This window comes from Pseudomonas putida, assembly GCF_004357765.1.
GTDB classification, from domain to species: domain Bacteria; phylum Pseudomonadota; class Gammaproteobacteria; order Pseudomonadales; family Pseudomonadaceae; genus Aquipseudomonas; species Aquipseudomonas putida_U.
Window position 1 is genome coordinate 202,423 of the sequence record NZ_SMTE01000004.1, and the last position, 24,675, is coordinate 227,097.

General features: G+C 63.2%; 21 protein-coding genes. 7 read left to right on the forward strand and 14 right to left on the reverse strand.

Annotation, left to right across the window (positions count from 1 at the left end; translation table 11 throughout):
* Window positions 1-79 precede the first annotated feature (79 nt).
* The 3 genes from xseA (at window position 80) to leuA (ending at window position 4,292) form a co-directional block, all read left to right on the forward strand.
* Window positions 80-1,459: an exodeoxyribonuclease VII large subunit gene (gene xseA, locus E2H86_RS07455; RefSeq protein ID WP_133326249.1), complete on the forward strand. Its 1,380-nt coding sequence runs from the start codon at window positions 80-82 to the stop codon at window positions 1,457-1,459.
* Between the two features lie 3 nt (window positions 1,460-1,462).
* Window positions 1,463-2,290 carry a peptidoglycan DD-metalloendopeptidase family protein gene (locus E2H86_RS07460; protein WP_133326251.1) on the forward strand — a complete coding sequence of 276 codons (828 nt, stop codon included), beginning with the start codon at window positions 1,463-1,465 and terminating at the stop codon, window positions 2,288-2,290.
* Window positions 2,291-2,618: 328 nt separating this feature from the next.
* Window positions 2,619-4,292: a 2-isopropylmalate synthase gene (gene leuA, locus E2H86_RS07465; protein ID WP_133326253.1), complete on the forward strand. Its 1,674-nt coding sequence runs from the start codon at window positions 2,619-2,621 to the stop codon at window positions 4,290-4,292.
* A gap of 171 nt (window positions 4,293-4,463) precedes the next feature.
* On the opposite strand, the gene E2H86_RS07470 is transcribed toward leuA, so the two are convergent.
* Genes E2H86_RS07470 through zwf form a run of 3 tightly spaced genes read right to left on the reverse strand, consistent with a single transcriptional unit; the run spans window position 4,464 to window position 7,331 of the window.
* A complete protein-coding gene (locus E2H86_RS07470) occupies window positions 4,464-5,144 on the reverse strand; it encodes a bifunctional 4-hydroxy-2-oxoglutarate aldolase/2-dehydro-3-deoxy-phosphogluconate aldolase (protein ID WP_133326255.1) in 681 nt (226 codons plus the stop codon).
* Window positions 5,145-5,161: 17 nt separating this feature from the next.
* The gene (pgl, locus tag E2H86_RS07475) at window positions 5,162-5,875 is read right to left on the reverse strand and encodes a 6-phosphogluconolactonase (protein ID WP_133326257.1); all 714 of its coding nucleotides are present in this window, start codon (window positions 5,873-5,875) and stop codon (window positions 5,162-5,164) included.
* Entirely contained in the window at window positions 5,862-7,331 is a 1,470-nt protein-coding gene (gene zwf / locus E2H86_RS07480; RefSeq protein ID WP_133326259.1) for a glucose-6-phosphate dehydrogenase, read from the reverse strand. Before zwf ends, pgl begins: the two co-directional genes overlap by 14 nt.
* A gap of 210 nt (window positions 7,332-7,541) precedes the next feature.
* Here zwf and hexR point away from each other — a divergent pair, with 210 nt between their 5' ends.
* Window positions 7,542-8,405, forward strand: coding sequence for a DNA-binding transcriptional regulator HexR (gene hexR / locus E2H86_RS07485; RefSeq protein WP_196172888.1), 864 nt, complete (start codon window positions 7,542-7,544; stop codon window positions 8,403-8,405).
* On the opposite strand, the gene E2H86_RS07490 is transcribed toward hexR, so the two are convergent.
* From E2H86_RS07490 to edd, 11 genes are all read right to left on the reverse strand, one after another.
* On the reverse strand, window positions 8,398-9,252 hold the full coding sequence (locus tag E2H86_RS07490) for a D-hexose-6-phosphate mutarotase (RefSeq protein WP_133326263.1): 855 nt from the start codon (window positions 9,250-9,252) through the stop codon (window positions 8,398-8,400). The genes hexR and E2H86_RS07490 overlap by 8 nt on opposite strands.
* Window positions 9,253-9,369: 117 nt before the next feature.
* Window positions 9,370-10,713, reverse strand: coding sequence for a carbohydrate porin (locus E2H86_RS07495; protein WP_133326265.1), 1,344 nt, complete (start codon window positions 10,711-10,713; stop codon window positions 9,370-9,372).
* Window positions 10,714-10,755: 42 nt separating this feature from the next.
* Window positions 10,756-11,910 carry an ABC transporter ATP-binding protein gene (locus E2H86_RS07500; protein WP_133326267.1) on the reverse strand — a complete coding sequence of 385 codons (1,155 nt, stop codon included), beginning with the start codon at window positions 11,908-11,910 and terminating at the stop codon, window positions 10,756-10,758.
* A gap of 3 nt (window positions 11,911-11,913) precedes the next feature.
* Complete coding sequence (locus tag E2H86_RS07505; RefSeq protein WP_133326269.1) at window positions 11,914-12,759, reverse strand: carbohydrate ABC transporter permease; 846 nt, start codon at window positions 12,757-12,759, stop codon at window positions 11,914-11,916.
* Window positions 12,752-13,660 carry a carbohydrate ABC transporter permease gene (locus tag E2H86_RS07510; RefSeq protein WP_133326271.1) on the reverse strand — a complete coding sequence of 303 codons (909 nt, stop codon included), beginning with the start codon at window positions 13,658-13,660 and terminating at the stop codon, window positions 12,752-12,754. The genes E2H86_RS07505 and E2H86_RS07510 overlap by 8 nt, the downstream gene beginning before the upstream one ends.
* 134 nt (window positions 13,661-13,794) lie before the next feature.
* Window positions 13,795-15,111, reverse strand: coding sequence for an ABC transporter substrate-binding protein (locus E2H86_RS07515; RefSeq protein WP_133326273.1), 1,317 nt, complete (start codon window positions 15,109-15,111; stop codon window positions 13,795-13,797).
* A gap of 104 nt (window positions 15,112-15,215) precedes the next feature.
* Window positions 15,216-16,457, reverse strand: a complete 1,242-nt coding sequence (locus tag E2H86_RS07520) for a D-mannose isomerase (protein WP_133326275.1) — start codon at window positions 16,455-16,457, stop codon at window positions 15,216-15,218.
* Between the two features lie 123 nt (window positions 16,458-16,580).
* Complete coding sequence (locus E2H86_RS07525; protein WP_133326277.1) at window positions 16,581-18,032, reverse strand: ATP-binding protein; 1,452 nt, start codon at window positions 18,030-18,032, stop codon at window positions 16,581-16,583.
* Window positions 18,013-18,711, reverse strand: a complete 699-nt coding sequence (locus E2H86_RS07530; protein WP_397465974.1) for a response regulator — start codon at window positions 18,709-18,711, stop codon at window positions 18,013-18,015. The genes E2H86_RS07525 and E2H86_RS07530 overlap by 20 nt, the downstream gene beginning before the upstream one ends.
* 90 nt (window positions 18,712-18,801) lie before the next feature.
* Complete coding sequence (locus E2H86_RS07535; RefSeq protein WP_133326281.1) at window positions 18,802-19,761, reverse strand: glucokinase; 960 nt, start codon at window positions 19,759-19,761, stop codon at window positions 18,802-18,804.
* Window positions 19,758-21,584: a phosphogluconate dehydratase gene (edd, locus tag E2H86_RS07540; RefSeq protein ID WP_133326283.1), complete on the reverse strand. Its 1,827-nt coding sequence runs from the start codon at window positions 21,582-21,584 to the stop codon at window positions 19,758-19,760. The genes E2H86_RS07535 and edd overlap by 4 nt, the downstream gene beginning before the upstream one ends.
* Window positions 21,585-21,849: 265 nt before the next feature.
* Here edd and gap point away from each other — a divergent pair, with 265 nt between their 5' ends.
* The 3 genes from gap to E2H86_RS07555 all read left to right on the forward strand — a co-directional run bounded on the left by gap (window position 21,850) and on the right by E2H86_RS07555 (window position 24,567).
* On the forward strand, window positions 21,850-22,851 hold the full coding sequence (gap, locus tag E2H86_RS07545; RefSeq protein ID WP_133326285.1) for a type I glyceraldehyde-3-phosphate dehydrogenase: 1,002 nt from the start codon (window positions 21,850-21,852) through the stop codon (window positions 22,849-22,851).
* A 152-nt stretch (window positions 22,852-23,003) separates the two neighbouring features.
* On the forward strand, window positions 23,004-23,516 hold the full coding sequence (locus E2H86_RS07550) for an RNA polymerase sigma factor (RefSeq protein WP_133326287.1): 513 nt from the start codon (window positions 23,004-23,006) through the stop codon (window positions 23,514-23,516).
* 91 nt (window positions 23,517-23,607) lie between these two features.
* Window positions 23,608-24,567: a FecR family protein gene (locus tag E2H86_RS07555; protein ID WP_133326289.1), complete on the forward strand. Its 960-nt coding sequence runs from the start codon at window positions 23,608-23,610 to the stop codon at window positions 24,565-24,567.
* Window positions 24,568-24,675 lie beyond the last annotated feature (108 nt).

The following is a 24,675-nucleotide window of genomic DNA, read 5'->3' on the forward strand; positions in this document are numbered from 1 at the left end:
TTCGCCAGGCAAGGTAGGACACATCCTGTAGGCACCGCCCCCGGTGCATCGATCGGTCTTGTCCTTTATGATGCCGGGCATGATCAGAGACCCTTTCGAACGACTCGGCCTGGACCGCGAGGTCCTCACCGTCAGCCAACTCAACGGCCGCGCCCGTGTGCTGCTGGAAGACGTGTTCCGCAGCGTCTGGGTGGAAGGCGAGATTTCCAACCTCGCCCGCCCGGCTTCCGGCCACATGTACTTCACCCTCAAGGACAGCGGCGCCCAGGTGCGCTGCGCGCTGTTCCGGCAGAATGCCACCCGCGTGCGCCAGGCCCTGCGTGATGGCCTGGCAGTGCGGGTACGTGGCAAGGTCTCGCTGTTCGAGGGCCGTGGTGACTACCAGTTGATCCTCGACACCGTCGAGCCGGCCGGCGATGGCGCCCTGCGCCTGGCCTTCGAAGCGTTGAAGGAAAAACTCGGCAACGAAGGGCTGTTCAGCGCCGAGCGCAAGAAAGCCCTGCCGGCACACCCCCAACGCATCGGCATCGTCACCTCGCCCACTGGCGCGGTGATCCGCGACATCATCAGTGTGTTCCGACGTCGCGCCCCCCAGGTCGAGCTCAACCTGATCCCCACCGCCGTGCAAGGGCGCGAGGCCATCAAACAGATCGTCCGCGCCCTGCAACTGGCCGACAGCCGCGGCTTCGACGCACTGATCCTGGCCCGTGGCGGCGGCTCGCTCGAAGACCTGTGGTGCTTCAACGAAGAAGCAGTGGCCCGGGCCGTGGCCGCTTGCGTCACGCCGATCGTCAGCGCGGTGGGGCATGAGACCGATGTGTCGATCAGTGACTTCGTCGCCGATGTGCGTGCCCCGACGCCTTCCGCCGCCGCCGAGCTACTGGCACCGGACAACAGCGGCCTGCAGCAACGCCTCGAAGGCCTGCAGCGGCGCCTGCTGCTGCGCATGCAGAACCGCTTGGCCCACGACCGCCTGCGGCTGGAGTCGCTGACCCGACGCCTGCGCCATCCAGGCGAGCGTCTGCGGCAACAGGCCCAGCGCCTGGACGACCTGGACATGCGCCTGCGCCGCGCTTTCATGCTCAATCTGAACCAGCGCCGCGAGCGCCTGGTACGCCTGGACACCCGCCTGGCCGCGCAGCATCCAGGGCGCACGCTGAAGTTGCTTGGGCAGCGCCTGGACAGCCTGGCCGAACGCCTGCCGCGAACGATGCGCGAGGTGCTCAAGGACCGTCGCCAGCGCTTCCAGGCACAACTGCAAACACTGCAGGTCGTCAGCCCTTTGGCCACCCTGGCACGCGGCTACAGCATCCTGCTCGACGACCGTGGCCAAGCCATCCGCAGCGCCGAGCAGACCCGCAATGGCCAGCGCCTCACTGCCCGCCTCAATGAAGGCGAACTGCAGGTGCGGGTCGAGGACAACCACCTGACCCCGGTCACCCTTTCCCTACTGGACTGACTCATGCCCCGCCTGTTCGCGCCACTGCTTGCCCTCTGCCTTCTGACGCTCGCTGGCATCGCCCAAGCCAGCTACATCACCCGCACGCTGAACAAACCGGTGCCCGGCGGGGTTGCCGTGATCGACCTAGGCCCGGCGGCGCAAGCGCCCAGCGCGCGCTTCGATGGCAAGCCGGTGCTGGTGGTCAAGGAGCAGAACAACTGGCTGGCCATCGTCGGCCTCCCGCTGACCCAGAAACCCGGCACCGCTGTCCTGAGCCAGGGCGGTCGCGAGCTGCCCTTCAGCGTTGGGCACAAGAAATACCCCGAACAGCACATCACCCTGAAGAACAAGCGCCAGGTCAACCCCAACCCTGCCGACCTCAAGCGCATCGACCGCGAACTGGCCGAACAGATCAAGGCCTACCGCAGCTTCAGCCCCAACCTGCCCAGCAATCTGGTGCTCGACAAACCGGTCAACGGCCCGTTGTCGAGCAAGTTCGGTGTGCGCCGTTTCTTCAACGGCGAGGAGCGCAACCCCCATGCGGGCCTGGACTTCGCCGTGCCGGCCGGCACGCCGATCAAGACCCCGGCCAATGGCAAGGTGATCCTGGTGGGTGACTACTTCTTCAATGGCCGCACGGTGTTCGTCGACCATGGGCAGGGCTTCATCAGCATGTTCTGCCACATGTCGAAGATCGATGTGAAAGTTGGCCAAGCGCTGCGCAGAGGTGATGTGGTAGGTCGCGTAGGCTCGACAGGGCGGGCGACCGGCCCGCACATGCACTGGAACGTCAGCCTCAACGATGCGCGTGTGGATCCGGCGATTTTCATCGGGGCGTTCCAGCCCTGAAAGGGGGCTTTGCGCCCTTCGAGCGTGTTGCGCCATCGAAAAATACCGTGCAACAAAAAAGAAGCACTGGGAAATTTTCAGCCATAAAATTTCGCATTGCTGCTTTTTTTGAGCATTTATCTCAATTTTTTTCCAGCCCTTGCCATCCCTCATCTCACTGGTTAGGGTTGAAGGCATGAAAACCTTCAGCACCCTCATTCTGCTCCGACAACACCGCAGCCTCTGCCTGGTCAGCGCCCGACTACCAGGCTGAATCGCGTCGCCTCGCCCCTCATCTCGTTATTGCTCGGCAGGCCCGATCTCGGCCGCACACAAAAGGATTGCTTCCATGACCATGCTCAAAGACCCTTCGAAGAAGTACCGCGCCTTCCCGACTATCGACCTGCCCGACCGTACCTGGCCGTCGAAGACCATCACCCAGGCGCCGATCTGGTGCAGCTCCGACCTGCGTGATGGCAACCAGTCGCTGATCGAGCCGATGGACTCCGAGAAGAAGCTGCGGTTCTGGAAAACCCTGGTGCAGGTCGGCGTGAAAGAGATCGAAGCCTCGTTCCCCTCCGCCTCGCAGACCGACTTCGACTTCGTGCGCACCCTGATCGAAGACGGCCACATTCCGGACGACACCACCATCCAGGTGCTCACCCAGGCCCGTGAAGACCTCATCGCCCGCACCTTCGAATCCCTGCGCGGCGCGAAAAAGGCCATCGTCCACCTGTACAACGCCACCAGCCCGTCGTTCCGCCGCATCGTCTTCAACCAGGACAAGCAAGGCGTGAAGGACATCGCCGTGAACGCGGCCAAGCTGTTCGTCAAATATGCCGCGCAACAGCCAGAAACCCAGTGGACCTTCCAGTACTCGCCGGAAACCTTCAGCGCCACCGAGCTCGAGTTCGCCAAGGAAGTCTGCGATGCGGTCATCGAGGTCTGGAATCCGACGCCTGAGCACAAGATCATCCTCAACCTGCCGGCCACCGTGGAAGTCGCCACCCCGAACATCTACGCCGACCAGATCGAATGGTTCTGCCGCCATATCAACCGTCGCGACAGCGTGATCATCAGCCTGCACACCCACAACGACCGTGGCACCGGCATCGCCGCCACCGAGCTGGGCCTGATGGCCGGCGCCGACCGTGCCGAAGGCTGCCTGTTCGGCAACGGCGAGCGCACCGGCAACGTCGACCTGGTGACACTGGCCTTGAACCTGTACACCCAGGGCGTCGATCCGCAACTGGACTTCTCCGACATCGACGGCGTGCGCAAGGTGGTCGAAGAGTGCAACCAACTGCCGGTGCACCCACGCCACCCATACGTGGGCGACCTGGTCCATACCGCTTTCTCCGGCTCGCACCAAGATGCCATCCGCAAAGGCTTCGCCAAGCAGAAAGAAGGCGAGCTGTGGGAAGTGCCTTACCTGCCGATCGACCCAGCGGACATCGGCCGCAGCTACGAGGCGGTCATTCGCGTCAACAGCCAGTCCGGCAAGGGCGGCATCACCTACCTGCTCGAGCAGGAATACGGCATCAGCCTGCCACGCCGCATGCAGATCGAATTCAGCCAGGTCGTCCAAGGCGAAACGGACCGCCTGGGCCTGGAAATGACCGCCCAACAGATCTACAGCCTGCTGCACAAGGAATACCTCCAGGCCAACGCACCGTACGCACTGGTCAGCCACCGTCTGCAGGAAGAAAACGGCCATAGCGCCGTGGAAGTGGAAGTCGCCGGCGAAGGCGAAACCACGTTGCACTGGCGCGGCAAGGGCAATGGCGCCCTGGAGGCACTGGTGGCCGGCCTGCCGATCGCCGTCGAGATCATGGACTACAACGAGCACGCCATCGGTGCCGGCACCAACGCCAAGGCGGCGGCCTACATCGAACTGCGTGTGGCCGGCGGCCGTCCGGTACATGGCGTGGGCATCGATGAAAACATCACCACCGCCAGCTTCAAGGCACTGTTCAGTGCACTGAACCGCTCCTTGAGCCAGCAGGCTGCCAAAGCGGCCTAAGGCTAACTGCGCAACACCAGAGCCCGCATCCTGTATGCGGGCTTTTTTTGGGGCGCGGAACCCGTCGGGAGAGCTGCAGCGCTGCGGATATCGAGCGCCACCCTACGAATCCAAAGCAAAAAAAAGGGGCGCCGACCAAGCGCCCCATAAGCCGTCAAGCACACAACAAATTCAGTTGGCGTCCAACAATGCCATCGCCTCAGCGCTGCAGGCCTCGATGCGGGCCCAGTCGCCGTTCTTGATCCAGCTGCTATCGAGCATCCAGGTGCCGCCCACACACATCACATTGGGCAGTGCCATGTAGTTGCGCACGTTGGCCGGATTGACTCCGCCGGTGGGACAGAAGCGGATATCGCCGAATGGGCCGGCAAAAGCCTTGATCGCCGCAACGCCACCGCTGATTTCCGCAGGGAAAAGCTTGAAGCGACGGTAGCCCAGGGCATAACCCATCATGATCTCCGACGGCGTGCTGATGCCGGGCAGCAGCGGAATGTCGCTGGCGACACCAGCCTCAAGGATGTCCTGGGTCACGCCGGGCGTCACCACGAACTGCGCGCCGGCGGCCTCGACCGCCTCGAACATACCGCGGTCGAGCACGGTACCGGCGCCGACGCACAATTCCGGCCGCTGCGCGCGCAACACTTCGATGGCCTTCAGGCCATACTGGGAGCGCAGTGTCACTTCCAGTGTACGGATCCCGCCAGCAGCCAGGGCGTCAGCCAGCGGCAGGATGTCTTGTTCACGGGCGATGGTGATCACCGGCAGGATGCGCGCCTGACCACAGATCGCATCGATCCGCTGGATTTTCTCGACCATCGAGAGCAAAGGCTGGGGGCGTTCAAGGGTGGTCATGACAGTATGTCCTTGGCTCACGGGCACCAGTAGATGCCCAAGGGGTCGTGAAGAAAAGCGCGAATCGGCATTTCAGTGATGTCGCTACCAGCCAGCGCGGCGCGCAGGGTAGCGAGTTTGCCCGGACCTTGCACGGCCAGGGCGATGTAATCGGCGCTGGCAAGCAGCGAGCGCGTCATCGAAAGGCGCTGGTGCGGCACGCTCGGCGCCAGCATCGGCAAGCATCGGCGGGTGCAAGTGAGGTCCAGGCCCTGCGCGAGATTGGGGCTGTGGGGAAACAGCGAAGCGGTGTGGCCATCGTCGCCCATGCCCAGCACCAATACATCGATCGGCGCCAGTTCGGCCAACGCCTGGTCGGCCTTGTAGGCGGCAGCGTCGAGGCTTTCGGCCTGATGGTAGAGACCGACGAAACGGGCACGGGCGACATCGCCCTTGAACAGATGACGGGCCAACAGGCCAGCATTGCTGTCGGGATGCTCGACCGGCACCCAGCGCTCGTCGGCCAGGCTCACGGTCACCTTCGACCAATCCAGCGCCTCACTGGCCAACTGCTCGAGAAACGGCACCGGGCTACGACCGCCGGAAAGCACCACACAGGCCTGGCCCTTACTGGCAATCGCCGTGCGCAGACGTTCGGCGACGTCACGGGCCAAGGTGGCGGCCAGCGCCTTGCCAGTGGGCAGGTCATGAACCTGCACCGGCGCCGGCAGTTGCAATTCAGATATCGCCATACCACGACCTCCCATCGCGCGTGATCAGTGCAATCGAGCTCATCGGCCCCCATGACCCAGCCGCATAGGGCTTGGGCGCATCGCCGCTGGTGCGCCAGCCGGCGATCAACTGATCGCACCACTTCCAGGCATATTCGATCTCGTCCTTGCGCACGAACAGGTTCTGATTACCCCGCATCACCTCGAGCAGCAGGCGTTCGTAGGCATCCGGAATCCGCGCACTGCGCCAGGCGTCGGAAAAATTCAGCTGCAAGGGCCCGCTGCGCAGTTGCATACCCTTGTCCAGCCCCTGCTCCTTGGTCATCACCCGCAAAGAGATACCTTCGTCCGGCTGCAGGCGGATGATCAGTTTGTTACCGATCTGCAAACGCTGTTCCGGGGCGAAGATATAGTGCGGCGTTTCCTTGAAATGAATGACGATCTGCGACAGTTTTTGCGGCATGCGCTTGCCGGTACGCAGGTAGAACGGCACGCCCGACCAGCGCCAGTTACGGATATCGGCGCGCAGAGCGACAAAGGTCTCGGTGTCACTCTGGGCATTGGCGTTGTCCTCATCGAGGTAACCCGGTACCGGCTTGCCGTCGCTGTAACCGGCGATGTACTGACCACGCACCACATGGGTGCCTAGGGCCTCGCCAGTGATCGGTGTGAGGGCTTTGAGGACCTTGACCTTCTCGTCGCGAATGCTGTCGGCCGAAAGGTCGCTGGGTGGGTCCATGGCGATCAGGCACAACAACTGCAGCAGATGATTCTGGATCATGTCGCGCAACTGGCCAGCCTTGTCGAAGTAACCCCAACGGCCCTCGATGCCGACCTTTTCAGCCACGGTGATCTCCACGTGGGAGATCGAGTTCTGGTTCCACTGGGTTTCGAACAGACTGTTGGCGAAACGCAGGGCGATCAGGTTCTGGACCGTTTCCTTGCCCAGGTAGTGGTCGATGCGATAGACCCGGCTTTCCGGGAAGAAGCGTGCCACGGCGTCGTTGACCCGGCGCGACGACTCCAGATCGTGACCGATGGGCTTTTCCAGCACCACCCGGGTGCGTTCGGCCAGACCGACTCGTTCGAGGTTCTCGCAGATTGCGCCATAGACCGCCGCTGCAGTGGCAAAGTAGGCGATCAGCGGCATGCCACCGGCGACCTGCTCGACCAAAGCCTGGTAGCCCTCCGGCTGCAGGAAATCCAGGTGCTGATAACCCAGGCGCCCAAGAAAGCGCTCCAGCGCCGCCGGCTCGATGTCCCCGGCCGGCACATGCTGGCGCAGATGGGCTTCGATGGTGGCCAGGTGGTCCTCGACGCTGCCTGGCTCGCGGGCCAGCGCCAGCAGGCGAGTGCCCCCGTGCAGCAGGTTGGCACGGTCGAGCTGGTAGAGGGCGGGAAAGAGCTTGCGCAATGCCAGGTCGCCGAGGGCGCCAAACAGGGCAAAGGTGCAAGGTTCTACACTGATCGCAGCCATGATGTTGGTTCTTTCCTAAAGTTGGACTAGAAATACCGCTTTCACACACGGTTTTCAAGGGGTAATGTAGTAATAACAACAACATTACCAGCGAATGATACAGATAAGTGGTGCGCGCACCGCACCGACAGTACGATAGACAACTCTGATAAAGGCCTGCTGTCTCGTCAGCCGCCTGCCTTTCGACCCAAGGAAACCCCCATGGACCGCGTGCGAAATCTCCTGGAGCAGATCCAGGGACGCCTCGACGAGCTGAACAAGGCCGAACGCAAAGTCGCCGAAGTCATCCTGCTCAATCCGCAACAAGCCACCCGCTTCAGCATCGCCGCACTGGCCCAGGCCGCCAAGGTCAGCGAACCCACGGTCAACCGCTTCTGTCGCTCGTTCGGCGTCAGTGGCTACCCCGAACTGAAGCTACAACTGGCGCAAAGCCTGGCCAGCGGTGCCGCTTACGTCAGTCGCGCGGTGGAAGCGGACGATGATCCGGCAGCTTACACCCAGAAAATCTTCGGCAGTGCCATCGCCTCGCTCGACAGCGCCTGCCAACAATTGGATCCGCAGCAGGTCAGCCGTGCTGTCGACATGATGATCCAGGCCCGCCAGATCCACTTCTTCGGCCTCGGTGCCTCAGCGCCGGTAGCACTGGACGCGCAGCACAAATTCTTCCGCTTCAATCTGGCCGTTTCAGCCCACGCCGACGTGCTGATGCAGCGCATGCTGGCCTCGGTCGCCCACACCGGCGACCTGTTCGTGATCATCTCCTACACCGGTCGAACCCGCGAATTGGTCGAAGTCGCGCGTCTTGCCCGGGAAAACGGCGCCTCGGTGCTCGGCCTCACCGCCGCCGGCTCGCCACTGGCCAACGCCTGCAGCTTGAGCCTGCACATTCCGCTTCCGGAAGACACCGACATCTACATGCCGATGACCTCGCGGATCATCCAATTGACCGTGCTCGACGTACTGGCCACCGGCATGACCTTGCGCCGGGGTGTGGATTTCCAACCGCATCTGCGCAAGATCAAAGAAAGCCTCAATGCCAGCCGCTACCCGATCGAGGACGACCAGTTCAACTGAGCCGGTGCGCCTGCAAACACAGGTGCGCGCGCTGCCCGGGTGCCAGGCTCAAGCCCTCACCGCTGCCGCTGGCGGCCTCGACGCAGACAAAACCCTGACGCTCGCGCCCGGTCACGCCCATCAGCGGTCGGTTGCCGGGGTGCCAGACCACGGTATCGTCGCTGTCACCGGTGTCGATGCACAAGGCCCGCTGCCAGGCCGGGTCCTGCAATTGCACCTGAGCGGTGCCCGGGTAGACCCGCTGACAACCGCCCTGGACTTTCAGAGCCCCCTCGTCGCGGCACACCTGGCGGCTGAGGCGATCGTAGCCTTCGACATCTTCCAGTCCAGACAGCGCTATCTGCGACACGTTGCTGATACGCCAGTAGGCCAACAGCGCATGGCTCAACTGGCAGGGTTCGCTGTCCTGGTGCTCGGTGCTCAAACGCAGCTCCATGCGGCTACCTAACCGAGCGTGCAGGTCGACCTGCCAGTCGCACAGCTCCAGCCGCCAGTTGAGGGTAACGCCCTCCTCGTCCTCAGCGCTGTCGATCAGCTTCCAGTCGAGCAGGCGGGCCCAGCCATGGGCCGGCCACAGGTCCTCGCTGGGATGGCGGCCATACCAAGGCCAGCACACCGGTACACCGCCGCGGATGGCACCCACTTGCGGCCATTGCTCGGCGCACCACAGCCAGGGCCGCTCGCCGACAGGCTGGAAATGCAGCAACTGCGCGCCCTGGCGGCTGAAAACCGCCTGGCAGCGCGGGTGATCGATGACCAGAACATCGCGCTGCTGGTAACGCTCCCATTCGAACGTCGGCCTGGGCCGTTGCGCGCAGAAGAAGCGATGAAGCGGATGTTCAGGCATGGTGACGGGCTCTTGTTGTTTGAGATAGCGCTGTCTCGACCTATCCTGGCAAACCACTGCAATGCCAGTGGATGCCAGGTAACGAGGTGGATTGGCGTAAATTTACAACAAACCGACTCAGAATGACGACTGAATCTTCAAACCTGCGACCAACGCATTATCGACCTCATCCACCCCACCGGGGCTCTTGATGTACTGCAGGTTGGGCCGCACGGTCAGCCAGTTGGTGACATGGAATCCATAGTAGAGCTCGGCGTTGTACTCGGTGCGTTGCAATGGCACGAACCCTGGGTTGTCGTAGTCGTCGATACCGCTCTGGGCATTGAGCAGCTCGGCGCGCTTCTTCACATCGTCGTTCACATGGATGCGCGCCACGCCAAAGCCGATGTCGTCCTTGGGTCGGGCGTCGAAGGCCCCTTTGTAGACCAGACCGACCTGCTGGTAGTTGTCGACCACGTTGGTCGCTTTGTCGTGCACGGTGAAGTTGGCGAACAGACTCAGGCCCCGGTTCACATCGCCGCCCTGGGCGGTGACCTGCTGCTGCGCCACCACCCACCAGCCATGCTTGCTCGAATGAGACTTGAAGGCTGCGCCGGTCAGCGCCTGGGGATTGCCGTTGACGTCGTCGTACACATCGTCGGCCTTGGCCGTGCTGTAGTAATAGCCCAGGCGGTATTCGCCGGGCAGTCCATTGACCTTGGGTGACCAGACCATCTCCACCGGCAGGATCGCCCCCTTGGTCCCACTGCCGCTGAGCTTGAAGCCGTTGCCGGTTTCGAGGTTGGAAGGGTTCTGCTCGAAGGCACCGGCCTGGACGAAGAATTCCGGGGTGATGTTGTACTTGACCCGCAGGGCCCACTGGCTGACCGGCCAGTTGTACCAGATGCCACCGACCCAGTTGCCCACCTGCGAGCCACAGAATGCCAGGTTCTGGAAGTCGCAAGGGAAGCTATTGAAGTCCTCGCCTTCACCGAAGCGACCGAATTTCACGTCCAGGGCGCCGTCGAAGTACTTCTGCTTGATCCACATTTGCGTCAGCCGCCAGGTCTGGCCACGGCCCCACACTTCCTGCACCGAGCTGAACTGCCCGGCACGCGGGTCGCTGATGCGGTCGTTGGACAGGTTGCGGCCACTGCGCTCGGTGATCGCCAACTTGAACTCGGTGTCCTTCCAGCCGAAGATCTTTTCCAGGTCAAGGTGCGCGCCCAGCGCGAACTGGTCACTGTAGCGTGCGGTCTTGTCATCGTTGTAACCGCCATTGAGGTTGCCAGCCACCTCACCGACATAGTCGAGGGTGAAGTCGTAGCCTTTTTCCAACAGCTCGGTGCGCGTGCCACCCCAGTCACCCGTCATCCATTTGGATTCGCTGGAGAAGGCCTCGGCGGCTTGCACCCCGCTGTTGCCGACGAGCGCCAGCAAGGCCAACGAGCCCAACGTCCTGATGCGATTGCGCTGTTTCATCCTGATACGTCCTCTTTTTTGTTATTGGTGATGTAGACGATTTCAACGGCCTTTGAACAAAGCCACGTTGTCCCTTATTGCTTCGCTGGACCTACGCAGGTCCAGGCGCTCGCCACTTTCGGCGTCGAACAGAAGGACCCGGGCGGGGTCGATCTGCAAGTCGAGCTGGTCACCGATACGGCACGGCACGTCCGGTGCCAGGCGGCAACACACCTTGGTCTGGTTGAGGGTGACAAATACCAGCAGGTCGGGCCCTGTCGGCTCGGTGACCTGCACTTCGGCACGTATGCCGACTGGCCCGGGCTCCTGCCCCGCCCCCAGGCTCACCTGCTCGGGCCGCAGGCCGAGGATCACCTGGCGACCCTCGAGCTCGTCCCCCATCGCCCCCAGCGGCACCTCGCAGCGCGCCAGGCCACTGTCGAGCACTGCCAGCAGCCGGCCGTCGCGCTTGACCACCGGCACGGGAATGAAATTCATCGGCGGCGAGCCGATGAAGCTGGCGACGAACTGGTTGGCCGGGTCGTTGTAGATCTGCTGAGGCGTGCCGAACTGCTGGATGATGCCATCCTTCATCACGGCTACCTTGTCACCGAGGGTCATGGCCTCGATCTGGTCGTGGGTGACATAGACCGTGGTGGTCTTCAGGCGCTGGTGCATCAGTTTCATTTCGGTGCGCATCTCGACCCGCAGCTTGGCATCGAGGTTCGACAACGGCTCGTCGAACAGATAGAGCTTGGGTCGCCGCGCCAGCGCACGGCCCATGGCCACCCGCTGTTGCTGGCCCCCGGACAACTGCGCCGGCTTGCGTGTCAGCAGGTGCTCGATCTGCAACAGCTTGGCCACCCGCGCCACTTCCTCGTCGATGGCTGCCTGGGGCAGCTTGCGGATCTTCAGGCCGAACTCGATGTTCTCCCGCACGCTCATGGTCGGATAAAGCGCATAGGACTGAAACACCATGGCGATGTCACGGTCCTTCGGGCTCATGCCGCTGACGTCCTCGCCATCGATGAGGATCGCCCCACCGCTGATCTGTTCGAGGCCGGCGATGCAATTCATCAGGGTCGACTTGCCGCACCCCGAAGGACCGACCAGGATCAGGAATTCCCCTTCCTTGATCGCCAGCTGGATGTCTTTGAGGGTGTCCGGCAGGCCGCTGCCGTAGGTCTTGTTCACATTGCGAAGTTCGAGCGTTGCCATGACTTACCCCTTTACCGCGCCGGCCGTCAGCCCGCGGACGAAATACTTGCCTGCTACCACGTAGACCAGCAGGGTTGGCAGCCCGGCGATCATCGCCGCGGCCATGTCGACGTTGTATTCCTTGGCCCCGGTGCTGGTGTTGACCAGGTTGTTCAGGGCCACCGTGATCGGCTGTGAATCGCCGCTGGAGAACACCACGCCGAACAGGAAGTCGTTCCAGATCTGGGTGAACTGCCAGATCAGGCAGACCATGATGATCGGTGTCGACAGCGGCAGGATGATGCGTCGGAAAATGGTGAAGAAGCCGGCGCCGTCCAGGCGAGCAGCCTTGACCAGGGCGTCGGGAATGCTGACGTAGAAGTTGCGAAAGAACAGCGTGGTGAAGGCCAGGCCGTACACCACATGCACCAGTACCAGCCCAGTGGTGGTGCTCGCCAGGCCCAGTTTGCCGAGGGTGAAGGACGCCGGTAGCAACACGGTCTGGAACGGCAGGAAGCAGCCGAACAGCAGCAGGCCGAAGAACAGTTGCGAGCCACGGAAACGCCACATCGACAGCACGTAACCGTTCAGCGCACCGATGGCGGTGGAGATCGCCACGGCCGGCACGGTGATCAGCACCGAGTTCCAGAAGTAGCCGCTGACCGTGCCCCAGGCCTTGACCCAGCCAATGCCGGTGACCACTGTCGGCCAACTCAGCAGGTTGCCGCTGCCGATGTCTTCCGGGGTCTTGAAGCTGGTCAGCAACATCACCACCAGGGGTACCAGGTACAGCAGCACAGCGAGCAACAGCACGGCGTGAATGATGAGGCGACTCAGGCTCGAAGTCGGTTTGTCGACTGGGCTATGCATGGCGCTTGCTCCTCAGTTCCGAGTACAGGTAGGGCACCAGAATGGCGAGGATCGCGCCGAGCATGAGGATGGCGCTGGCCGAGCCCATACCCATCTGCCCACGGCTGAAGGTGAAGGTGTACATGAACATCGCTGGCAGGTCGGAGGAATAGCCAGGCCCACCGGCGGTCATCGCCGCCACCAGGTCGAAGCTCTTGATGGCAATGTGCGAAAGGATCATCAATGCGCTGAAGAACACCGGTCGCAAGCTGGGCAGCACCACGGTCCAATAGATGCGCGGCAGGCTGGCACCGTCGATCTGCGCGGCGCGAATGATCGACGGATCGACGCCACGCAAGCCGGCGAGAAACATCGCCATGATGAACCCCGAAGCCTGCCATACGGCGGCGATCACCAGGCAGTACACCACTCGGTCGGGGTCGATCAGCCAGTCCAGGCGAAAACCTTCCCAGCCCCAGTCGCGCAACAGTTTGTCCAGCCCCATGCCGGGATTGAGCAGCCATTTCCAGGCAGTACCGGTGACGATCATCGACAGCGCCATCGGGTACAGATAGATCGTGCGGATGAAACCTTCGCGGCGGATGCGCTGATCGAGCAGCACCGCCAGCAGCACCCCGATGGCCAGGCTGATGGCGATGAACAGGCCGCCGAACAGCAGCAGGTTCTTGCTCGCTACCCACCAGCGGTCGTTGTCGAACAGCCGGGCGTACTGCGTGAGGCCCGCCCATTTGTAGGTCGGCAGAAACGTCGAGGTGGTGAAGGAAAGCACGAAGGTCCACAGGATGTAGCCATAAAAGCCCACCAGGACGATGAACATGCTTGGGGCCAGCACCAGCTTCGGCAGCCAGCGTTGCAAGGCGTCCAAAGGGGAGGCCCGCAGTTGAGCGGTCACGGTCGTCATGTCATGAATCTCGAGGTTGGGGCGGTACTTGGCACCGGTTGACGCCGGGGCGGCACCGCCACATGAGCCCTGCTCGCCACAGGCCTTGGGCAGGACGCCGGACCTGTGGGAGCGGGCTTGCCCGCCAATGGCCTTTACTTGGCCGCCTGGATTGCCGCCGCCAGTTTTTTCGCGGCATCAGCCGGATCGGCAGCCGGGTCGTTGATGTAGTTGGTCACCACATCGAAGAACGCCCCCTGCACGGCCAGCGAGGTGGCCATATTGTGCGCCATGCTTGGTTGCAGGCCACCGGTCTTGGCATCGGCGAGGAAGTCCTTGGCCGACGTCTGCGCGCAGCTATCGAAGCCATACTTGCCCATGTCGGCAAGCATGTCGTTGCGTACCGGGATCGATCCCTTGTTGATGCTGAACACCTTCTGGAAGTCCTGGCCCAACACTTTGCGCGCGATGTCCTGCTGGGCAGCGGCAGTGCCCTCGTCCTTCTGCTTGAACACCACCAACGAGTCGATATTGTAGAGGAACGCCTTTTCGGTGCCGGGGAACGGCACGCACTGGTAGTCCTTGCCGGCGACCTTTCCGGCCAACGTCCATTCGCTCTTGGCCCAGTCACCCATGATCTGCATACCGGCCTTGCCGTTGATGACCTTGGCCGCTTCGAGATTCCAGTCCTGCCCTTTGCCATCAGGATCCATATAGGTGGCGACCTTCTTCAGTTCGGTCAACGCCTTGATCATCTGCGGTCCGGTAAGCGCCTGCTGATCGAGCTCGACCAGCGCTTTCTCATAGCCCTCAGGGCCCATCACCGCCAGCACCACGCTTTCGAACACGGTGCTGTCCTGCCACGGCTGACCGCCATGGGCGAGCGGGATGAAGCCGGCAGCCTTGAGCTTGTCAGCGGCGGCGTAGAACTGCTCGAGGTTCGTGGGTGCCTGTTCGATACCGGCCTTCTTGAACACCTGCGGGTTGATCCACAGCCAGTTGATGCGGTGGATGTTCACCGGTACGGCGACGTAGTCACCTTCGTACTTCACGGTGTCGGCAACCTTCTTGTCGAGCAAGGCATCCCAATGTTCCTGCTTGGCCACGTCCTTGAGCACATCGCTGTCGAGCAGGCCGGTGGCGGCCCAGTCCTGGATGTCCGGCCCTTTGATCTGCGCGATACCCGGTGGATTGCCAGCCACTGCGCGGCTCTTGAGTACGGTCATGGCCGTGGCCCCGCCACCGCCGGCGACCGCGCCATCTTTCCAGGTGAAGCCGTCTTTCTCGACCTGGGCCTTGAGTACATCGACGGCAGCCTTCTCGCCGCCCGAGGTCCACCAGTGCACGACCTCGATGCTACCTTTGGGCGAGGCGCCCTCTTTGGCATCGTCGGCAAAGGCATTGAGTGGAGTGACCAGAGGTGGAAGCACGAGGGACAGGGCGCCAACGAGGCGAAGGGCTGCAGCGTTCATGGAAGTACCTTTCTTGTTGTTATGCCGTGCAAGTCGGTCGCTTGCGTTGCATGAAGTCTAATCAGCGCAACCGCTTCGTCAGGTAACGAAGCGATGCGCAAATGTCATCGTTTGGTGACATTACGCGCCAGTTGGGTCGCCAGGCTCGGTGCCAGCGCCAGTCCCGGCAGCAACAATGCCTGGTAAGCGTGATAGAGGTCGGGCTTGCCCGGCCAGATCGTCCCCGCAGGACGGTTGTCGGCATCCAGTTCGTGATGCCAACTGCCCGCCTCGCGATCGATGAAGTGATTGTCGATGAAGTCCCAGATGCGCTGGTACCAGCGCTGGTATTGCGCCTCGCCGGTACGCATCAGCAGGGCCGCGGCGGCTGCACAGCCTTCGGCGTGGACCCAGTGCAAACGTGCGCGCACCACCGGACGGTTGTTCCAATCCAGGGTGTAGATGAAGCCCGCAGCGCCATCGACGTTCCAGGCCAGGGTACAGGCGCTTTCGAACAACCCTCGTGCACAGGGCAGCAACCACCCTGGCGCCTCCAGACCCGCCAGACGCAGGCTGGCTTCCAGATGCAGCAGCAGGCGAGCCCATTCCATACCATGGCCGGGGGTGGTGCCATAAGGCCGGAAATGGTCGGCGGGATGCGCCAGGTTGTAGTCCGGCAACGCTTGCCAGAGCGCGTCGAAATGCTCGACTACCCGGTACTGGCTGGCTGCAGCTTGAACATGGACGATGCGCTCGACGATGCGCAGGGCGCGCTGGAGCCACACAGGATCGCCCGTGACATCGGCCAACGCCAGGAACGCCTCGGTGGCGTGCATGTTGCTGTTGGCCCCGCGATACGCTTCGGGCAACTGCCACGCACGGGAAAAGGTCTCGCGCAGGGCACCCTCGCCTTCACTCCAGAAATGCTCTTCGATGACCCGTATGGCGTCGGCCAGCAAGTCTTTTGCCGCCGCAGCGCCGGCCACTACCGCGGAACTGGCGGCCAGGGCGACGAACGCATGCAGATAGGCGGACTTGCCGCTGTCGTCCTGCCCTCCGGGATGGGCGAACCAGCCGCCGTAGGTGGCATCGCGCATCGCCCCGGCCAGGGCGGCAACCCCATGCTCGGCATAGGCCAGGTAACCCGGCACCCCCTGGATATGGGCCAGGGCGAAGCAGTGGGTCATGCGCGCGGTGTTCATGGTCTCGGCAGTAGCTCCCGGCAGCAGACGGCCATTGGCATCAAGGTTGCCAAAGCCGTCGGGCAACCTGGAGGCCTTGGCGAAGGACAGCAGACGCTGGCCTTCCGCCATGCGCCAGGCAGCATGCACCGGGGAGTCGAGCCAATGGAGGCAGGTTTCGTTCATGGGCCAGCGTATCCTTGCCAGTCGTTTACCGAGTCTAACCAGATGTTCCCGCTGGCATGTCACAAAGCCGTTGCGCAATGTCACAGACCCGTTACGTTGCAACCCGGGCCGTCGCCGACGGCCTCAATCGCCACGTGGCAGGTACAGTGTCACCCGCAGCCCACCGCCACGCAGGTTGAGCAGGCTGACTTCACCACCATGGCTATGGGCGATGTTGCGCGCGATTCCCAGACCCAAGCCATAACCCTGCTGGCGCCCTGCCAGTCGCACATGCGGCTCGAACACCTGCTCCAGTTGCAGCTCTGGAACGCCGGGGCCCTGGTCGTCCACCTGCAGGACGAAACTCTCGGCGCTGTCGATGATGCGCAGGCGCGCCCGCTCACCGTACTTGATGGCATTGTCGATCAGGTTGCCGATGCAGCGGCGCAAGGCCAGCGCCTTGCCCGGATAGGGCGCCAACGCCTGCCCCTCGACGGTGATACGGCCATCGGCCAGATAAGGCTCGGTGAGGAGCTCGAGGACCTGATTGAGGTCGATCGGCTCGATGTTCTCGTGGATATCGGTGTCCTTCACGCATTGCAGGGCGCCCTTGACCAGCAGCTCCAGCTCGTCGAGGTCGCGGCTGAACTTGGCTTGCAGGCCCTCATCCTCGAGCAACTCGACCCGCAGGCGCAGGCGCGTGATGGGCGTGCGCAAGTCATGGGAAATCGCGCTGAACAACTGACTGCGTTCGGTCAGGTAGCGGCTGATCCGTTCGCGCATGGTGTTGAAAGCCCGCCCGACCTCCACCACCTCGCTACCGCCACGACCGACCACCGGCGCCACCTCGGCGCCAAGGGAAAGCTCACGGGCGGCCCGAGCCAGGCGCTTGAGCGGCCAGCTCTGCCAATGCACCAGCAGGCCGATGAACAACAGCAACAACGCCGTGGTCAGGGCGATGAAACCGACCTGCTGGCGAGGCAGCCCCTCGGCCTCGAGGCTGGTATAGGGCTCTGGCAGCAACGAGGCGATGTACAGCCACTCCCCTTCCCCAAGGCGTATCTGCGTGACCAGTACCGGCGGGTTGAGGGGTTCGAGGGTAAGCGAATAGTGCGCCCACGAGCGGGGCAACTCGTCGAGTTTCAACCCGCTGTTGAAGATGCGCAGGTCATCAGGACCGACGAACGCCACCGAAATGTCCATCTGCGCCCCTAGCCGTTCATGCAGTACCTGTTGGACGACATCGACGACCGCCTGCTTGCGCGGCGTCTGCGGCAGCATCGGCATGGCCAGCGGCTTGATGTTGAGGGAGACGAAGAAGCGCGTGCCGCCCATGCTGCGCAACTGATCCAGGACCATCGGCCGGTAGGCCACCGGCAACGAGCGGAAATAGCTGACGCTGGCGCTCATCGAATGCGCCAGGCTGCTGGCACTGGCCCGCAGGCCCTGCAACTGGCTGGAGCGCAGCTGCGCGACCCAGATCATGCTCGACAGCCCCTGGGCGAGCAGAACGGCCAACAGGGTCAGCAGCAACATGCGGCCAAGCAGCGAGCGCGGCAACAGGCGCCAGCGCCGCTCAAGCCGTGCAGCGGACATGGGCAGCCAGCAGGTAGCCACTGCCACGCACGGTCCGAATCAGCCGTGGCGGACGGTCGGTGTCACGCAGGCGCTGGCGCAGGCGGCTGACGGCCATGTCGACGATGCGGTCCAGGGGCATGGGCTCGCGACCGCGGGTGGCATTACCGATGGTGTCGCGGTCGAGAATCTGCTGCGGGTGATCGAGAAACAGTTTGAGCAGGGCGAAGTCAGCACCCGACAGCATCACTTCTTCACCATCGCGATGGAACAGGCGATGACTGATGATATCCAGCCGCCAGTCGGCAAAGGCCAACACCTTTCCTGCCGGCGCCGCCTGGGTGAATTCGGCACGACGCAGCAAGGCCTTGATCCGCGCCTGCAGCTCGCGCGGGCTGAACGGCTTGCCCAGGTAGTCGTCGGCGCCCAGCTCCAGGCCGATGACCCGGTCGGTTTCGTCGGAGCTGGCGGTCAGCATGATGATCGGCACCCGCGCCTGACGGGGATGCTGGCGTACCCAACGGCACAGACTGAAGCCATCCTCGTCGGGCAGCATCACATCGAGGATCACCAGGTCGCAAGGGATCTCGTCCAATGCCTGGCGAAAGCCCTGACCGTCGCCTTCGGCATGCACCTGGTAGCCGGAACGGCTCAGGTAGGTTTGCAACAATTCGCGAATCTCCTGGTCGTCGTCGACCATGAGAATGGTTTTTCCGGCAGTGCTCAAGGTATCCCGCCCTCTTGTTGTTATTACAGGTCGTCTCGCCTGCTGCGGTGCGGCTGGAGGATCTCAGCGATCCAAGGTTTGCTGCAGGGCCACCCCTGCTCCAAGCAGGCCAGAGAACTCTGCCGTGACCAGCCACACTGGCACTCCGGCAAGATAACCGCTCATGCAGCCTTTGTCGGCAAAACTGGCGGCGAACCCGCTGCGCAGGAACAGTTCGGCGAAACGCGGGATCACCCCACCGACAATGTAGACCCCGCCGCGCGCGCCCAATGTCAGCACATTGTTACCGGCCACCCGGCCGAGGAATCGGCAGAACTGCTCGATCACCGCCACCGCCCGTGGCTCGCCGGCCAGCGCGGCATCGGTGATCGCCGCCGGGGTCTTGTGTCGAGGGCTATCGCCGTCGAGGGCGCAGATTGCCTGGTACAAGCGCACCAGGCCACCGCCGCTGAGCACGGTCTCGGCACTGACATGGCCGATCTGCTGATGAATCTGCTGATGAATGGCCGCCTCACGGGCATTGCCAACGGGCAGGTCGACATGCCCGCCTTCACCGGGCAGCGCCAGCCATCCGCCTGCGTCCAGAGGCAACAGGCTACCGACGCCAAGGCCAGTGCCTGGGCCGATCACCAGCGCCGGGCGCAAAGGGTCGGCCTGGCCTGGGCATACTTCCTGAAACTCGCCGGGGCGCAGCCGCGTCATGCCCAGCGCCATGGCCGAGAAATCGTTGGTCAACAGCAGGCGATCGGCCCCCAGCGCCTGGCAGAACGCTTGCCGGTTCAGGCGCCAATGGTTGTTGGTGAAACGAAAGTCATCGCCGTCGACCGGGCCGGCCACAGCTAGACACACGGCGGCCAAGCCGCCACAGGCAAGGCCCTGGTCGTCGAGATAGGCCTCGATGGCCTGCTCGGGGCTGGTGTAGTCAGCGGTGGCGAAAACCTTCACCGCGTGCAGCTGGTTGTCACGCCACAGCGCGAACCGGGCGTTGGTACCACCAATGTCGCCAACCAGCAGTTCCTTCATTTGAGGTTCTCCAGGTCCGAGGTGAAGGCGCTCGCGCCCCGCTCGGCCGGGCTGAACGCCATGCGCATGAAGCCGAACAGCTCGCGCCCGCATCCTTCGTCGTTGCCCTGCGGAGCGGGTGGCTGGTCGCGGCTGGCCAGTTCCTCGGCCGAGACCATCACCTGCAGCGTGCCTTCGACACCATCGACCCGTACGATATCACCCTCGCGCACCCGCGCCAGGGGGCCGCCGTCGAAGGCTTCGGGGCAGACATGGATGGCCGCCGGGATCTTGCCCGAAGCGCCGGACATGCGCCCGTCGGTCACCAGCGCGACCTTGTAGCCGCGGTCCTGCAGTACCCCCAGGAACGGCGTGAGCTTATGCAGTTCCGGCATGCCATTGCAGCGTGGCCCCTGGAAGCGTACTACCGCGACGAAATCGCGCTCCAGTTCGCCCGCCTTGAACGCGTCGGCCAGCGATTGCTGATCGTGGAACACCCGCGCCGGCGCCTCGACCACCTGATGTTCGGGCGCCACAGCGGACACCTTCATCACGCCGCGGCCCAGGTTACCCTGCATCACCCGCAGCCCGCCCTCGGGCGAAAATGCCCGCGCCACCGGCCGCAGGATGTTCTCATCGAGGCTTTGGCGTGGTCCTTCACGCCAGACCAAACGGCCATCGTCGAGGAACGGCTCCTGGGTGTAGCGGCGCAGGCCAGGACCGGCGACCGTATTGACGTCCTCGTGCAACAACCCGGCGTCGAGCAGCTCGCGGATCAGGAAGGACATACCGCCAGCGGCCTGGAAGTGGTTGATGTCGGCCTTGCCGTTGGGATAGACGTGAGACAGGGTCGGGACCACTTCGGAGAGGTCTGCCATGTCCTGCCAGGTGAGCTGGATCCCGGCAGCCTGGGCAATGGCCGGAAGGTGCAAGGTATGGTTGGTCGAGCCGCCGGTGGCGTGCAGGGCGACCACGGCGTTGACCAGGGCCTTCTCGTCGACGATCTCGCCCAGCGGCATGAAGCTGCCACTGGCCTTGGTCATACGCGTGACCTGCTGCGCCGCCTCGGCGGTGAGCGCATCGCGCAGCGGGGTGTACGGGTTGACGAACGAAGCCCCAGGCAGGTGCAGGCCCATCACTTCCATCACCAGTTGATTGGTGTTGGCAGTGCCGTAGAAGGTGCAGGTGCCTGGGCCATGGTAGGACTTCATTTCCGACTCCAGCAGCTCTTCGCGGCTGGCCTTGCCTTCGGCGTAGCGCTGGCGCACATCGGCTTTCTGCTTGTTGGAAATGCCCGACGTCATCGGACCGCCCGGGACGAAAATGGTCGGCAGATGGCCGAAGCGCAGCGCCCCCATCATCAGGCCAGGGACGATCTTGTCGCAGATGCCGAGCATCAGTGCGGCATCGAACATGTTGTGCGACAGGGCCACGGCCGTGGACATGGCGATCACCTCACGGCTGGCGATGGCCAGTTCCATGCCCGGCTCGCCCTGGGTGACACCGTCGCACATGGCCGGCACACCGCCGGCGAACTGACCGACCGAGCCCACCGCACGCAGGGCCTGTTTGATCTGCCCGGGAAAATGCAGGTACGGCTGGTGCGCCGAGAGCATGTCGTTGTACGCCGAGACGATGGCCACGTTGGCCGCATTCATCAGGCGCAGGCTCTGCTTGTCTTCGCTGCCGCACCCGGCCACGCCGTGGGCGAAGTTGGCGCACTGCAGGCTGGCGCGCATGGGCCCGTCACTGGCCGCGCCGCGAATCAGCCGCAAGTAGCGTTCACGGGTAGCGCGGCTGCGCTCGACCAGCCGTTGGGTGACCTCAAGGATGCGCGGATGCATGTACTGGACTCCAGGCTAACTGTAAGGGTGGCCATACCGGGCATTTCCCCTCCTGCCGATCGCGTCCTAGGCTCACTGGAGGGGAGCATGACGCATCGAGGAGGCGACCGAGCCGACCACTCGTTGTATGTTTAAACAAAATACTGCCAGTAAAAAGGCTTGTTTTCTATCTGATAGTGAATAATCTTGTAATTCCAACAACAAAACCGTTTCAGTGAACCCCCTTTGTGCCACAGGTCTCACTCGAACTGCCAGAGGTACTGCCATGACCCTACGCATCGCCATCAATGGATTCGGCCGCATCGGACGCAACGTCTTGCGCGCACTGTATACCCAAGGCTACCGCCAGGACCTGCAGGTCGTCGCCATCAACGACCTGGGCGACAGCACCATGAACGCCCACCTGCTCAAGTACGACAGCGTGCACGGCACCTTCGACGCCACGGTGGAGGCCGACCATGAAAGCCTCACGGTCAACGGTGACCGCATTGCCGTCAGCGCCATCCGCAACCCCGCCGACCTGCCCTGGAAGGCCGAAGCAATCGATGTGGTGTTCGAGTGTACCGGGCTCTTCACCGAGCGGGCCAAGGCTGCCGCGCACCTGACGGCTGGCGCTGGCAAGGTGATCGTCTCGGCCCCGGCCAAGGGTGCCGACGCCACGGTGGTGTATGGGGTCAACCACGACATCCTGCGTGCCTCGCACCAAATCATTTCCAATGCCTCCTGCACCACCAACTGCCTGGCGCCGATCGCCCAGGTACTGGACCGCGAGTTCGGCATCGAGCAGGGCCTGATGACCACCATCCATGCCTACACCAATGACCAGGTACTGACCGACGTCTACCACAGCGACCCGTATCGGGCTCGCTCGGCGACCCAGTCGATGATCCCGAGCAAGACCGGCGCCGCCGAGGCCGTAGGCCTGGTAATGCCGGAACTGGCCGGCAAGCTCACCGGCATGGCGGTGCGGGTCCCGGTGATCAACGTGTCGCTGGTGGACCTCACCGTCAATCTCAAACGTGAGGCCAGCGCCGAACAGGTCAACCAGTTGTTCCTCGAAGCCAGCCGGCATTCGCGGGTGTTGGGCTATAACGCCCTGCCTCTGGTGTCCTGCGACTTCAACCACAATCCCCTGTCGTCGATCTTCGACGCCAACCATACCCGCGCCAACGGCCGCATGCTCAAGGTACTGGCCTGGTACGACAATGAGTGGGGCTTCTCCAACCGCATGCTGGACAACTGCCTGGCGCTCTGCAGCGCTCGCTGAGAAGACGCTTGGCGTCGGTGAGATCGAGCGCCGCCCGCGCGGCGCTCGCCCCTCCCCTCACAATCTTTACCTTTTCCTAATCCTTCCGGACTTGACCCGAGGAGCAGATGATAAGCATTATCATTAACCCCTCGTAGGTCAGGTTTCCCTCCGTGAGTCAGTCCCGGTTCAATTCCATCTTTCTCCTCCAGCGCCTTTCCCTACTGCGCACCCTCCAGCGCATGGTCGGCAACCCCAGCACGGCTGAAGACCTGCTGCAGGAAACCTACCTGCGGGTGTCGCGGGCATTGAGCGAGCGTCCCATCGCGCACCTTGAACCCTTCGTTTTCCAGACCGCCCGCAATCTGGCCCTAGACCACTTGCGCAGCCGACGGGTCCAAGCGCGGACGCTGATCGACGATGTACCCGAGGAGGTGCTGCACAACGTCGCCGCGCCGACCAGTCACCATGAGGAGGCCGCGCATGCCGAACGCCTGCTCAAGCAGTTGAGCGCTAGCCTCGGGCAACTGAGTGAGCGCCAGCAGCGGATCTTCATCCTGAGCCGCGTGCATGGCGCCAGCTATCTGGAAATCGCCCAGCAATTGAACGTCTCGGCGAGCACCGTGCAAAAGGAGCTGAAACTGATCATGGCCATCTGCATGGGCGTGGCCGATCGACTCAAGTGAAACCACCAGCAGCCTTCGGGGTAATCCGACTCCCTTGCCAGACCCAAGCGTTGCCTTGATCATGCGCGAAAAACCCATCCAGAGATCCACCGTGACCGACAGCCCTGCCCCTCAACCGCCATCCACCGTGTCCGACGCACGGGCACGCGCCATGGACGAAGCGCTGGACTGGCTCGTGCGCCTGCAATGCGCCACCGAGCAGGACACCCAGGCGTTCGAGCAATGGCTGGGGGCGGCCACCGAGAACGCCGAAGCCTATGTGCAAGCCGAAGCGCTGTGGAACGGCAAACCGATGCGCCAGGCCGCCGCGCAACTGCACCAGAACCAGCGCCGGTCGCTTCGCGGACGCTTGCGCGCGCACTGGAAACCGCTGGCCACGGCTGCCGTGCTGCTGGTCGGACTGTTCACTTTCGGCAACCTGCCGATACGCCTGCAAGCCGACCACCTGACCGTGGTCGGCGAACGCCAACGCCTGGAGCTGAGTGGTGGCACCAAGGTACTGCTCAACACCGACTCGGCTTTCTCCAGCGAACGACGCAACGGCCACGATGTCGCGCGTCTGCTGCAAGGCGAAGCATACTTCCAAGTCGCAGGTGGACAGCCACCACTGGAGGTCCTGGCCGGCCCGCTGCGTGCCCAGGTGCGTGACACCGATTTCGCCGTGCGCTATCTCGATGGACAGGCGCAGGTGCGGGTCCAGCGTGGCGACGTCGATCTCCAGGCCCCCAGCGACCAGCGCATCCGCCTCAGTGCCGGCGACACTATCAGTATTGGCCCTAAGGGCTTCGGCCAGCGCCAACGCCGTGACATGCGCAAGGAACTGGCCTGGATCGACGGCCGTCTGGTGTTCGAGAACTGCCCGCTCAGCGAGGTTTTGGCCGAGGTGCGTCGCTATTACCCCGGCTGGATCATCAATCGCAACCGCCAGCTCGACCAGGTGGCTGTCACTGGCAACTACCGTCTCGACCAGCCGTTGCAGACCTTGCGCGCGCTCGCGCAGATCACCTCGGCGAAACTGCACGAGTACCCTGCCCTGGTCATCCTGAACTGACGAAGTGCGTCCGCTACTGCGCGCCTGACTATTTTTACGCAATCCCGACTGCCCAGCCGTCTCGTTATAGCCAATGCAACTGATTCTTGTTTCAGATGAGATCAGCCA